We start from the raw sequence: 13,069 nt of genomic DNA on the forward strand, positions 1-13,069 counted from the left end.
TACTGGTCCTTGACATCCTCATAGTTAGTACTGTATAGTACTAACTATGAGAAGCACATCGAATCGTGACCAGGTCATCAAGATAGGGGCCGAGCTATTTCTTGCTCATGGCTTTACTACCACAAGTATGGATAACGTGGTCAAACAGAGTGGCGTTGCTAAATCGAATATCTACTATCATTTTCAGAGCAAGGACGAACTGGCCCTAGCTGTGCTAGAGAAACATATCGCTTCGCTGCAACTGCTCTTCCGCCAATGCGTGCTTGAAAACAAGGACGGCACACTTTTACAGAAGCTACGAGCGTATACCGATGGGTTGATCGCTGAACTTGTAGAGCGCGAATGCATCGGCGGTTGCCCCCTTATGTCGCTCATGGTGGAAGCTGGCAAGACCAACGAACGTCTGCGCGAACGTCTGCGCCAGTTCTTCAGCCAGCAAAACCAGGGGCTTGAAAGGCTCCTGAACGAGGGAAAGCGCCTGGGAGAAATTCGTTCTGACCTGCCAACATCAGCCCTTGCCTCTCTGTTCATTTCATGGCTTGAAGGGAGCCTGATGGTGGCTAGCATCGAGAAGAGCGCCACAGCGCTCCGGCAAGAACGCGATGCCCTGCTTCACCTGTTCCAATCCTCCTGATCACTGAAACCAGAGTGGCCTTCTTTTTAAATGACGGTCTGTCAAATAGAAAGAAGCGTGCTCTTTTTTTTGCGCACATATTAGTACTGAATAGTACTAAATAAAGGAGAATAGCTATGCAACACATTCAACATGGTATTTCTAGTATCGAGGGTCTGCGCCTCGCCCACAGCTATGTCATCGAGGCCACCGATGGCCTGACGCTTGTCGATACGGGGGTTCCCGGCTCTCTTCCTCAGATGGAGAAGGAGCTCAAGAACGCAGGATATCAGCTTAATCAGGTCAAACGCATCCTTATCACGCACGCCCACTGGGATCACTATGGCAGCCTGGCCGCTCTCAAGGAGGCAACTGACGCCCAGGTCTACGCCCACCATCGCTATGAGAGCGCGGTCATTCGTGGCGAGAAGAGACCCCTGCATCCCTCAAAGGCGGAGCTAGGTGCCTTTGACCGCATCGTCTATGATGCCTGGGTGATACCCAAACTACGCCATACTGTAGCTGTTCCGGTCGATTATGAACTTAGGGAGGGTGATCGACTCGATGAGGTGCTTCCGGGCCTGGAGGTTGTTGACCTGGCGGGACATAGCCCGGGCCAGTGTGGCTTCTGGCACGCGGAGCGCGGTATTCTCTTTGGAGGGGATGTTATGATGCGCTCCCCCCTGGGTCGTTTCCTCCTACCCATGGTTGCAGCGACTCCCGATATAGCCGAGGCTAAACGCTCAATCCATAAAGTTGCTGAACTGAATGTTGCAACTATCTGCCTCGGCCACGGTCAACCACTGATCAGCAACGCCGCCAGCATCATTAAAGCCTTTGCCAGTAAGTTCGCTTAAGCCTGGACGAAACAGGCTAAACCGCCGAAAATCAGGTGAAGGTTTGACACAGAGGTTCTTGACACTGTATTTTTGGTCAAACCTTCAGCCAATTTATCGCGAGAACTTGCGAGAAGATGAGCAAACGCTTATACTACAGACCATGACAAAGCACCTCGCCGAACAGATCCCTGAGATATATGAGCGATACGCTCTTGAATGGGATGCTGATCGCAATAGCAGAAAATGGAATGACAAGGGTTGGCATGATCGGTTCGTCAAATGCCTGACCGAAGGCGCAACCGTTCTCGACCTTGGATGTGGGTCAGGAATGCCTGTCGCTCACAATCTCGTGCAGCATGGACTTCGTGTCACTGGTGTCGATACCTCTTCGACGCTCATCGCCCTCTGTCGCAAGCGCATGCCGGAGCAGGAGTGGATTGTGTCGGATATGCGAGCAATCGCGCTTCACCGGCGATTTGACGGCATTCTCGGTTGGGACAGCTTTTTCTTCCTCAAGTCCGATGATCAGCGAAAAATGTTCAAGGTGTTCGCCGCCCATGCAGCCCCTTCCGCTTTCCTTCTGTTCAATACTGGTCCACGGCACGGCGAGGTGATTGGTGAGTATCGGGGGGAACCACTCTACCATGCCAGCCTCGATCCAGCGGAATACCAGATATTGCTTGATCAATTCGGTTTCGATGTTGTGGCACATGCTGTCGAAGACCCTACTGCTGGTGGGCGAACAGTTTGGCTTGCACAATCTCGAAGGCGATCGTGATTGTGCACAGCCCAGATTCAGAAGTGTATCAAATCCACCCTTAGCCTCATTCATCAACAGATCCATCATAAAATTGCGCAATGCGGGGACCCCTGGCTTTAGACATGGGGAGGAGCATGGCGCACTCCTTTCTGTTGGTACTCATAGCCGTCAGACCGATGCACACACCGCATATATTTGGGGTGGATATCGACTTTGCCAAGCCGGAAACTAGGGCGGTGACGAATGGCAATACGCCCTTCAAAGGTTCCTTTCGGGGTAAGAGCTTTGACCATATCGCCCGTTTGATAGCCCCAAAACGTCTTTTTGCGTGTTTTGTGTTGCTTGGGGAACCCATACTCATCAGGCACGCACATTTGTCTTCGCCCGTGTCCGGTGGCAGTAATGCGCAATGGCACAATTCCCTGGTGAGACAGCACAACAGGCGTACTTTGGCCCACGCAGGTGGCATCGAGCCAATGCGTCTTGGCTAGCCCTCTTGTGGTTCGGTTGTACTTGGTCAACCCACCACTGCCGCACTCGACAGGCAAGCCACATGCTTTGAGCCGTTCAAGCAAGGCCAAGCGTGTAGCATTCACTGCACTGGCATCCTTGAGAGGCTTTTTGACCTGAGCCAGAATGCGCTTGAGCACATCAGGCTTCTTCGCAAGAAACACCGCAATATCCTGCGCACCTTTGGCACTATTGCATGGCTCGCAGGCCAGGGTAAGATTGCTTATCCTATGGGTGCCACCGTTGGCGCGAGGATGAATGTGCTCAATTTGCAAGGGCACATCTTGCTTGCCACAATAGGCGCATGTTCTGCCCCACTTCTCAAGGAGGTACTGCCTCACCTCATAGCCTTGTAACGTGCCCTGCTGGTACTCTATGCCGGTAATTTCTGGGTTTTCCATCAGTTGCATGTCAAACTTCACCAGTTCCTGGCTCAGAGCGGTAATGGGCGCATAGCGACACAAGCGAGCTACCCACGTCAGAATATTGGCAAGACGACTTTCCAGCGATGGTGGCAACCACCCTTTCTTGCGCCTTCTATTCTGGAATCGCGGTTTGCGATACCTTGTTTTGCGGTTGCGCCGATTGCGACGAACCGCACGACGACTATCCAGGCTTCCCTTAATTTTGTGCCCACGATGCTCAAGTTCAGCCGCGAAAACAACGTTCCCGTTGGTATCGTTCACCAGGGCAATCCCCGTGGTTTTGCTGCCAGGATCAAGCTTGAGGCGCAAGGGTTGCACCTCTGGCTGATCTACCACCCGTTTGAGCACAATGGTAAATGGGTATCTCCTGTACACGGCTGCTTTGCCCTGTGTAAGCAAGCGCCTTGCACGTGCTGGATGCACTGGGTTTAACGGTTTATAGTCACTATCAATCACAAAAACATTGCTCAAGTTGAGCCTCTACTTTCGTAGGTAATGTGTGCCTCGTCAAAGTTAGCGAACGGTTTTACGTACAACACACGTCCTTAACCCTCTAGGGATGTTTAATGCTGTACCGTAGCGGTTGGAGCTGGCAAAGCACCCCAACGTACCTATTTCGTTCCTAACGTAGCCCGATAGCCTTGATGATTCTATCCATCAAGTCCGCTCTGGCTGAGACTGGTCAGGTCCAGGCTTGCTTTCACAAGCCCATGCCTAAAGGCTGGGGTTCCTGACTAGCATATGTCGCTTAGAGTAGCGCCAGCACAAGGAGCAACACAACCTCAGTGAGTTCTTCAATCGCGCCATAGCTATCGCCTGTCAGACCGCCTATCTGCGCGTTTATCCAGTTGCCAAACAGAAGGGCGCAGATACCAGCACACACCCAGATTAGCAGACCTATGAGCAGGCCCAGCCCCGAAGCCAGCCAGGCGCCCGCTATCAGTGCGATCACCAGCGAGATAACTCCTGCCTGCAACACCTGTCCGCGTGTAACCACCTGCCTATAGCTGACACCCAGACCACTCGTGCGCGCATTGGGGAAGACATACAGCGCGAGCAGCATGGCCCAGCGCCCCAGGACCAGCGTCAACATGAGCGAGGGCACCAGGTGCGCGCCCGAGATGCTCCCCAGAAAGGCCCACTTGAGCAGCAGTGTGCAGATGCCCCCCAGGACACCAAAGCTACCTACGCGACTATCGCGCATGATCTCCAGTTTGCGCTCACGCGTTCTCCCTCCCAGTAATCCATCGCACGAGTCCATCAAGCCATCCAGGTGTAGCCCACCCGTCAGGATCACCAGCCCGACGACACACAGCGCAGTCAACGCCAGGTGTGGCAGACGAAAGCCCAATACCCAGGTGACCAGCCACAAGAGCAAGCCAAAGATCAATCCAACTATAGGGAAATAGGCGGCACCAATCCTTGTCTGACTGCTTGTGTTAGCATCCTGCGTGCTCTGCGGCGCTCGTCCCGACCTCGAAGGTACTGGCAATACGGAGAGGAACTGTACTGCCGCGACGAACTCGGCATACTGCTCACCCAATGAAGTATTTGTTGGGGATAGCGATGGTCGCCACTTTGGTCCGCGCGGGGGCTGTGATCCCGACGCTTGCCGCCCCCTGCTCACGCTACCATAGCTCGTTCCTCCCGGTCGCCAGGACCCTGAGTCCCGCTCGGTTGGCATACTGTGTGGTGTTGGCTCGTTCTCCATCTAAAAATTGCGCCATGCAGGGACCCCTGGCTTTAGCTATGGGGAGGAGCATGGCGCACTCCTTTCTGTGTATACTCATAGCCATCGGATCGTTGCACACAACGCATATATTTGGGGTGAATATCGACCTTCTCCAGTCGGAATGAAGGCCGATGACGAATAGCTATCCGTCCTTCAAATGGTCCTTTGGGCGTTATGGCTTTGACCAGATCACCCGTTTGATACCCAAGAAATGTCTTTTTGCGCTCTTTGTGCCGCTTCGGGAAGCCATACTTGTCAGGCACACACATTTGCCTCCTCCCATGCCCTGTCGCTTTGATTCGCAGTGGGATGACTCCCTTATACGAAAGCACTTCAGGCGTGCTCTTGCCTACGCAAGCTGCATCCAGCCAGTGGTTTTTGGGCAGTCCTCGCGTGCTACGATGAAACTTCGTCAAGCCACCGCTCCCACACTCGACAGGCAAGCCGAGAGCTTGAAGCCGTTCTCGCAAAGCAAAGCGTGTGCTATTGACAGCGCTGGCATCCTTGAGTGGCTTTTTGACCTGAGCGAGAAAACGCTTGAGCACGTCAGGTTTCTTTTGCAAGAAGACGTCGATCTCCTGAGTGCCTTTGGCAGTATTGCATGCTTGGCAAGCCAAGGTAAGATTGCTCATCCTGTTCGTCCCACGACGGGCACGTGGATGGATATGCTCTACCTGAAGCGGGACCTCTTGTTTGCCACAATAGGCACACGTGCGTTCCCATTTTTCCAGTAAGTATTCCCGGACTTCATAGCCTTGCAAGGTTCCTTGCTGGTATTGCACGCCTGCAATGTCGGGATTCTCCATCAATTGCAGATCAAACTTCACAAGCTCCTGACTGAGAGCGGCAATGGGAGCATAGCGACACAGGCGAGCCACCCACGTCAGAATGTTGGCAAGGCGACTTTCTAACGAGGGTGGCAACCATCCCTTCTTCCTCCGTCGATTGTCAAATCGCGGCTTGCGGTAGCGTGTTTTACGCTGCCTCCGCCCCTGGCGACTTGCACGACGACTATCAAGGCTATCTTTAATGGCATGCCCTCGATGTGAGAGTTCAGCCGCGAACACAATGTTGCCGTTGGTGTCGTTCACCAGGGCAATTCCCGTCGTTTTACTGCCTGGATCGAGCTTGAGGCGCAAGGGGTGGACCTCTGGCTGTTCTACCACCCGTTTGAGCACAATGGTAAACGGGTAACGTCTAAACACGGCTGCTTTCCCTTGCCTGAGCAAGCGCCTCGCGTGTCCTGGATGCACCGGATTTAAAGGTGTATAGTCACGATCAATCACAAAAACATTGCTCACGTTGAGCCTCCTGTTTCCAGGGTAATGGTTGCCTCGACAATGATAGAGGGCGGTACTTTTCTCTGAGCACTGCATAGACCCCGCTTTGCTGTTTAACCCAGAGATTCTAGGGCTACCGGCTGGCACGCACCTGTAGGTAGGAACTTGAACACTTCTCCTCTATCGTAGCCTGATAACCTCCTGCCTCGCGCAGAAGGTCCATGGCTAAGTCTGGACAGGTCCGAGCTTGCTTTCACAAGCCCATGCCTTTAGGCATGGGGTACCTGACACTTTGACTGCGCTCCTTCTCCCTGCTCTATTGCTATATCCATCGAGTAAGCAATCAGTTCCCCACACCCCAGCAGGAGAGCGACCCTCCTGCGCCTCCCCTCTCTTTTCCTGATTATATATTATCGCTGTTCGTTCAGAAGCGCCAGTATGGCTGCTAAAGGCTCGCCCTCTCTCTGGCCTGGAAAGAGGTCTATCGCACTCAGCGAGCCAGGGTCCAGGCGAAACTGCCACTGGCGCTCCACAGGAAAAGCCAGTAGGAGACAGAGCAGTACACGCAACGGTCCACCATGGCTGACAAGCACATAGTGAGCCTCTTCCTCTCCACGCAACCCGGCCTCGGCATTCACATCCATAAATATTCTGTGCAGCCCCTGGCGTACACGCGTGACCAGGCGCTCAAAGCTCTCCCCATCCGGCGGCGCCTCACCTACCGGGTCACTGAAAAAGCCTGGTTGCTCCGCAGCATTGGCCATAATCTCTGTATAGGTCAGGCCCTCCCAGGCGCCAAAATGCATCTCTCGCCACTCTTGCGTTTGCTCTATAGCCACAGGTTCAGGCGCCCCCTGACTGATGATCTCTGCTGTCTGTACAGCGCGTCGGGCGTCGCTACTATATATTTTCGCGATAGCCTGTCTCTCGAAGCGTTGCGCCAACCAGCGGGCCTGCACCTCTCCTTCTGCGATGAGCGGGGGATCGCTCCAGCCACAATAGCGCTTCCCCACGCTCCACTGCGTCACCCCATGCCGCGCCAGCCACAGCCGCAGCGGCCTGCGCAACATCCTCAGCTCCTCCAGACTCACATCGCCAACCATCATCTCACCCCCTCTTAATGCACGGAATCAATTACAGCACCTGCCAACTTGTAGGGGTCCAAGCTTGCTTGGACTCACTCCACCAGCACAATTCATGGCTTTCAGGATAAGGCCATGCAAGCATGGCCCCTACAAACAGTAGCCACGTACGCCAGTAGCGGCCTACTGTAACTCCTCACGCAGGGGCGAGGCGGGATCGTTTTGCAGGAGGAAGAGCAGGCGCTTGCTGGAGCCGCTATTGTCAGGCGTGGCGGCGCTCACAATCTGCTGCAGTTCCTCCGCATCCAGGTCACGCGAGGGGTCCCAGCCATAGCGCTTGATATCCACGCGATCCTCGCCAGAGAACTCAATGCCTTCGGCCTCCAGCAGCTCGCGCATACGCCCTTTCTGCCCAAAGGCCCAGCTTCCACTCAGCTCACCCTTGCTATTCACCACACGCTGCGCCGGTACCCCCTCGTGCGCATCATTCATGATCCAACCAATCATGCGTGCCCCGCGTGGATAGCCTAGCGCCTTACCAATCCAACCATAGGTCGTCACACGTCCCGTCGGGCAAGCCTCCACCAGGGCAAAGACCCGCGCCTTCAATAGCGCCACCGGCTCCGGCGTCGTAGAAGAATTCTGCATCATATCACACTTCCTTTTGCGTAATTCCTGTAACCTCAAAACGCATAGTACCGCAATCGCCCTCACCTATGCAAGCACATTCCTTACTCTGGTCTAACACGCGCCTGTAAGTTCACTTAGACGACATACCGCTAATATTTTGAACCAGCTTTTACTAAGAAACTGGCGTGCATAGAGGTCAGCTTTGCTCTAGTTCACTTTTTAAAGTGGCTCGCATCAGGATGGGTTCATTGCCCAGCTATTCAATTTTCCTCTAACAGTTTGATCTTCTGGCATCAGACGTAACAAAAGCAGGGTAGCCCTAATAGCGTGAAACCAAGGCCAGAAAATTGTATTTTGGCATTCTCAGGAATTCTAGGTGGCTGATGAAAAAAATCGGGTAGCAGAGAAATGACTTTAGCTCCTAATTCCTCAGTTGCTAGTTTCGCCCGCTTGCGAAACTCCTCGGGCATCTGTATTGCCGCAGCAACCCACGCCACCTTCTCGCCAAGAAATGCTTTCTCACTAGCAGTCATACACCCTCCCAAACGAAATGAAGCAGCAGTAACAATAAGAGCTACACTTATACATTTGCATCTAGAAAATTTTGCGCTTCATTATCATTGAGCACGACACCAAAATACATTATTCGGGCAACGGTTGTCTCGATAATGCGATCCTTGCCTGGTTCAGGATCTCTTCGTATAAGCCAGCTATGTTGCCGCCACAGACCATCTTCAGAGAGGCCATAGCCAGTAACAATGGCAAGGGCCTGCCGATTCTGGTTCCACAAGTCGGCGGAATTAATATGACATTCACTTGCTTCTCCTGGCACCAATTCGACGGTGCCAGCGCAAACTTCCCCACGCTCCAACAAAGCTCCCGGAGTACGCTCACTTTGATAAACCATACGCCTACCACCCAATGCCAGTAATTTCTGCTCCAGGGGTAGATAAGGAACAGGTACGGTATCTTTGATCGCTCTGTCCTGTTGTGGGTGAGATGATAAAGGCCCTCCGTTATTTTCGTCAGTGAGTTCAGTCCAGAGCTCATCTGGGGGAACAGGCGGCAACTGCTCATGTAAACGCTTTCGCTTTTCGCTGATAAACAAAAATTCCATGATTTGACCCCAGCGAATCTGTTCAAGATCTAGCTCTGGCAATTCATCTGTTGCTTGCTCTCGTACAAACATAGTTGCCAGTTCTTTCAATCTATTCTCGCTCTCACGCCTGGAATTACCATCCTTTACCCACTGAGCGAACGCGGTCAAAGCAGTAGATTGTCTCTCAGGATCGCTCCACATGAAACGCAAGAGAGAGGCAGTTGGCTGCACCATGATATTATCTTTCCTATCCTTTCTTACTCAATACCCGTCCATCATACCAGCCATACATTTTCTCTTCTAGATGTTTCAATCCTTCTTTCAGGTTACTCATGTAAATGGGTGGCAGCTAGAAGTAAGGTCCTCACATGCTCGAAAGCTATTGTTTCCCTCTTGATGATCCTGTTGAGTAAATGGTATGCTACAACTCTCCTGATACTCAGGAACATATGGAAGGAGATCAGGCCAAATGGAACAAGCCAGCCAGGTAGAACAACTCCTATCCCAAGCAATCCAGGCCTTTGCATCAGATCCCTATGTCTACGAAATATATTTGTTCGGATCATATGCAAAAAAGACGCATGATCGTTATTCTGACGTGGATTTACATATTGTCTCGCAGAACTTTGATGCAACGATGAGCCAACTCTGGCACTACCTTGAAGAGATCGGTCCAGTACTTATGGCCTTCCCCCTGGTTGCCCGCGTTGGCTACACAGCGTTTATGATACTTTTTGAGAACTTTCCGCTCTACACTAAACTTGATATCAACATCGCTGACAGAACAGAAAATACCTCTTTTGCTGAGCAGGCGTGTGTATATCGAAGAGAGGCGCTTCCTCCTCACGTGGCACCTACTTTTCTCCCCACTATGCTTGAAGAACCCCTCAACACCCTATATGGATATCATTTAGGGGCTATCCGGTATATGAAGTATCGGAAACGAGGAAAACACTTCAGCGCGTACAAGTTCTACAAAGCACAGCTTGACCGTACTCTTTTAAACAAATATCAAGAGATATGTCATGATTTCTCAGTAGAGCGTTTGGGCCTTTTAGAGTATCAGCTTCTGGATACATATGAAGAAAGCATACAGCTGAAACGCTATCTATACCCCGAGAATGAGAGAGCAATGGATACGTTCTATATTGAGTTGTTACAAACAATGACTCATGAATTGCAATATGCTCTTAACACAAAGCATGAGAAGGCGCTTACAACGATTATTGATTTTCTCAAACAGGAAGCCCTCTAAAAACAAATCAATATGTAACTCTTCCTGAAAAGGGGCATATCTTATGAGCCAACAACGACGGGCGGAATCAGGCTTTGATCGCGTGGACCAGGCGGGCGCTCCCCAGGGCTATGTGGAGTGCCTGGACGCACAGCACGCGACCGACTTCACGCGCCAGTATAAGCGGCGCACGATCGAATTGCTCACACTTCAGCCCAGCCAGCAGGTGCTCGACATTGGCTGCGGGACAGGTGAGGAGGTACGCGCGATGGCCAGGCTGGTCACGCCGGGCGGCCTGGTTACGGGCCTGGACTATAGCCAGGTGATGATTGACGAGGCCGAGCAGCGCAGCCAGGGAGGCCACCTTTCCGTACGTTTTATGCAGGGAAGCGTCTATGAACTGCCCTTCGCGGACAATAGCTTCGACCGCTGCCGCGCCGACCGGGTCTTTATGCACCTGAAGGAGCCAGAACAGGCCCTCGCCGAGATGCTACGCGTCATCCGGCCCGGCGGCTATATCCTCATCGTCGAGCCAGATCACCTGACACGTGTGATCGATACGCCCTATCCCGAGGTGACGAACCGCTTTCTCGCTTTCCGCAACGCGGGCATGAAGCAGCCAGATATCGCGCATCGCCTCTATAGCATGTACAAGCGCGCCGGTCTCGTCAATGTGACCGTTGAGACCATCACCCAGGTTACCACCGATTACGAGACGATCCGCCCCTTTACGCGCCTGATCGAGGGTATGCGCACAGCCCAGGAACATGGACGCGTTACCATGGAAGAGGCCGATAAATGGATCGCCCACATTGAAGAGGCCAACCGCTCTGGGGGCTTCTTTCACGCGCTGACCTCGTTCATCACGCTGGGGCAGAAGCCAGTGTAATTATCCGCTAGTACTCTTTCCTTGTATTTAGGCTTTCTAGACAGTACACTCTCTTTAACCCCTGATAACTAAGAAAGAAAGTAGGTCGCGCTTGGTACATAGCCAGGATCTTCAGCTCCTACAACTACTACAACTGGCAGATAGCGCCCTTCCCATCGGCAGTACCGCGCACTCTTATGGCCTGGAGACGCTCGCCGATGACGGACATCTCACCAGCGAGCAGCTCTTCTCCTTCTTCTCTGACTATATGCAAGAGAACGGGTTGCTGGAGGGCGTCTTCTGCCGCGAAGCTTGCCGCCTTAGCAAGCTTCCGCCTGCTAACTTCGCTCCCGCCTGGCAAATGCTCAATATGCGTTTAAGCGCCTTCAAGAGCGCACGCGAGTCACGTACGGCAAGCATCACACTAGGGAGGCGCTTCCTCCAGCTTGTCCAGTTGCTGGCTCAGGAGAGCGACCGGGGCGAACTCCTGGCGCTGGCGCTACGCATGGCAAAGTTAACCCAGAGCGAGGCCCACTATTGCACAGCCTTTGGCCTGGCTGGTGGTATATTGGAGATAGAGGAATCAATCCTGGTGCTGGCCTATCTACAACAAACCCTGACCAGCCTGGTCTATGCCTGTCAGCGCCTGTTACCTGTGGGCCAGAACCAGGCCAGTAGCATTATCTGGCATCTCAAGCCAATTCTAATCGAGGTTGGAAAGCGTATCGATCACACCTCCCTGGATGAGATCACTAGCTTTACCTTCCTCCCGGATCTGGCGAGCATGCGCCACCCAACCCTTACCACCCGGCTCTTTATCAGCTAAAAAAGCTATCGATCACACTTGCTGGTATGGACTGCGCCAGCAAGTGTGATCGATTCGAAACTCAGTGCCGAAGATGGCTCATCGCGGAGCCTGCCAACCCCATGCCTACCTGCTATAGACGCCCGCAAGCGTCCAGATCAACCGCTGTTCATCGCGTGGAGGAAGTGAGGAAGATCGTGTGGGTCTTGCCTCAGGCGGAGCGTACCGCGCCTCAACGAGAGTTCTCTCTATTTGCCTGGATTGCTTTGGCTATTATGCTTCATACAGAGTCTGAAAATCAAATCAATCACACTCAACTTGAAACTGCTCAGTTCAGACCGGACATCCGGGGAGCGCTTCATCTGCGCTTCGCGCGCTCCGAGGCCCACACAATAACGCGCCTGCGCGTTGAGCAACAGCGCCCGCCGCTACGCGTGATTCGCGCCTTTCCTCTGCCAGAGGGGGGCGCGCTGGTTCACCTGCACAATCTCTCGGGTGGAGTCCTGGGCGGCGATCAGTTGGAGCTACACGCAACCCTGGAGGCGGGCGCCTACGCACAGCTTACCTCGACGAGCGCCACGCGCCTCTATCGCAGTCGTCTTGGTGATTCCCTGGCTCGCCAGAACACTCTGCTCCGCGTCGGCGAGCATGCCCTGCTCGAATACCTGCCCGATCCCCTGATACCTTTTGCTGGCTCTCGCTATCAACAGGTGACACGCATCGAGCTGGCCCAGGACGCAGGCCTCTTCTACTGGGAGATCGTGGCACCAGGACGCAGCGAGGAGCGCTTCGCCTACCAGCAGCTCTTCCTGGACCTGGATATATACACACCCGAACGCCTGATTGCCTGTGAGCGAGCCCACCTGGAGCCAGCTCTGCGGCCCCTTACCTCGTCCACACGCCTGGGACCCTACACCCATTTCTGTACCTTTTATATCTGCCGCGTAGGCCTTGACGCCAGTCGCTGGACACAACTGGAGCGCGAACTGGCAGAAATGGCCCAGGAGATCAGCTCTCAGGAGACACTCTGGGGCGTAAGCACGCTCTCCGCGCATGGCCTGGTCATCCGCGCGCTCAGCAAGCAGGGCCGCACCCTCCAACAGCAGCTACCAAACTTCTGGCACAAGGCACGCACAGCCCTCTACGGCCGGAGCGCCACCATGCCACGCAAAATCTATTAAGTAGAAAAGGA

At 53.5% G+C, this 13,069-nt stretch carries 14 protein-coding genes; 7 read left to right on the plus strand and 7 right to left on the minus strand.

What is annotated here, in order from left to right:
- The first annotated feature begins 46 nt into the window (after nucleotides 1-46).
- The 3 genes from KTE_RS41225 to KTE_RS41235 all read left to right on the plus strand — a co-directional run bounded on the left by KTE_RS41225 (nucleotide 47) and on the right by KTE_RS41235 (nucleotide 2,230).
- Complete coding sequence (locus KTE_RS41225) at nucleotides 47-634, plus strand: TetR/AcrR family transcriptional regulator (protein WP_201392305.1); 588 nt, start codon at nucleotides 47-49, stop codon at nucleotides 632-634.
- Nucleotides 635-750: 116 nt separating this feature from the next.
- Nucleotides 751-1,470, plus strand: coding sequence for an MBL fold metallo-hydrolase (locus tag KTE_RS41230; protein WP_201392307.1), 720 nt, complete (start codon nucleotides 751-753; stop codon nucleotides 1,468-1,470).
- Nucleotides 1,471-1,528: 58 nt separating this feature from the next.
- Nucleotides 1,529-2,230: a class I SAM-dependent methyltransferase gene (locus KTE_RS41235; protein WP_236600964.1), complete on the plus strand. Its 702-nt coding sequence runs from the start codon at nucleotides 1,529-1,531 to the stop codon at nucleotides 2,228-2,230.
- Nucleotides 2,231-2,328: 98 nt separating this feature from the next.
- Here the strand turns inward: KTE_RS41235 and iscB (KTE_RS41240) are convergent, their stop codons facing one another.
- From iscB (KTE_RS41240) to KTE_RS41270, 7 genes are all read right to left on the minus strand, one after another.
- A complete protein-coding gene (gene iscB / locus KTE_RS41240) occupies nucleotides 2,329-3,618 on the minus strand; it encodes an RNA-guided endonuclease IscB (RefSeq protein ID WP_201392310.1) in 1,290 nt (429 codons plus the stop codon).
- Between the two features lie 277 nt (nucleotides 3,619-3,895).
- Nucleotides 3,896-4,858, minus strand: coding sequence for an adenosylcobinamide-GDP ribazoletransferase (gene cobS, locus KTE_RS41245; protein WP_201392311.1), 963 nt, complete (start codon nucleotides 4,856-4,858; stop codon nucleotides 3,896-3,898).
- 32 nt (nucleotides 4,859-4,890) lie between these two features.
- Nucleotides 4,891-6,180 (minus strand): RNA-guided endonuclease IscB, encoded by a 1,290-nt coding sequence (iscB, locus tag KTE_RS41250; RefSeq protein ID WP_201392312.1) that lies wholly within the window; start codon nucleotides 6,178-6,180, stop codon nucleotides 4,891-4,893.
- A gap of 389 nt (nucleotides 6,181-6,569) precedes the next feature.
- Nucleotides 6,570-7,265 (minus strand): histidine phosphatase family protein, encoded by a 696-nt coding sequence (locus tag KTE_RS41255; protein WP_201392313.1) that lies wholly within the window; start codon nucleotides 7,263-7,265, stop codon nucleotides 6,570-6,572.
- A gap of 159 nt (nucleotides 7,266-7,424) precedes the next feature.
- Nucleotides 7,425-7,892, minus strand: a complete 468-nt coding sequence (locus tag KTE_RS41260) for an MGMT family protein (protein WP_201392314.1) — start codon at nucleotides 7,890-7,892, stop codon at nucleotides 7,425-7,427.
- A gap of 272 nt (nucleotides 7,893-8,164) precedes the next feature.
- Nucleotides 8,165-8,404, minus strand: coding sequence for a hypothetical protein (locus KTE_RS41265; RefSeq protein WP_201392315.1), 240 nt, complete (start codon nucleotides 8,402-8,404; stop codon nucleotides 8,165-8,167).
- Nucleotides 8,405-8,451: 47 nt separating this feature from the next.
- Entirely contained in the window at nucleotides 8,452-9,060 is a 609-nt protein-coding gene (locus KTE_RS41270) for a hypothetical protein (RefSeq protein ID WP_201392317.1), read from the minus strand.
- 379 nt (nucleotides 9,061-9,439) lie between these two features.
- Here KTE_RS41270 and KTE_RS41275 point away from each other — a divergent pair, with 379 nt between their 5' ends.
- From KTE_RS41275 to KTE_RS41290, 4 genes are all read left to right on the plus strand, one after another.
- Nucleotides 9,440-10,225, plus strand: coding sequence for a nucleotidyltransferase domain-containing protein (locus tag KTE_RS41275; RefSeq protein WP_201392318.1), 786 nt, complete (start codon nucleotides 9,440-9,442; stop codon nucleotides 10,223-10,225).
- A 43-nt stretch (nucleotides 10,226-10,268) separates the two neighbouring features.
- A complete protein-coding gene (locus KTE_RS41280; protein ID WP_201392320.1) occupies nucleotides 10,269-11,093 on the plus strand; it encodes a methyltransferase domain-containing protein in 825 nt (274 codons plus the stop codon).
- A gap of 91 nt (nucleotides 11,094-11,184) precedes the next feature.
- The gene (locus tag KTE_RS41285) at nucleotides 11,185-11,898 is read left to right on the plus strand and encodes an urease accessory protein UreF (protein ID WP_201392373.1); all 714 of its coding nucleotides are present in this window, start codon (nucleotides 11,185-11,187) and stop codon (nucleotides 11,896-11,898) included.
- Nucleotides 11,899-12,074: 176 nt separating this feature from the next.
- On the plus strand, nucleotides 12,075-13,058 hold the full coding sequence (locus KTE_RS41290) for an urease accessory protein UreD (protein ID WP_201392375.1): 984 nt from the start codon (nucleotides 12,075-12,077) through the stop codon (nucleotides 13,056-13,058).
- Nucleotides 13,059-13,069 lie beyond the last annotated feature (11 nt).

This window comes from Ktedonobacter sp. SOSP1-85 (genome assembly GCF_016587415.1).
GTDB lineage: Bacteria > Chloroflexota > Ktedonobacteria > Ktedonobacterales > Ktedonobacteraceae > Ktedonobacter.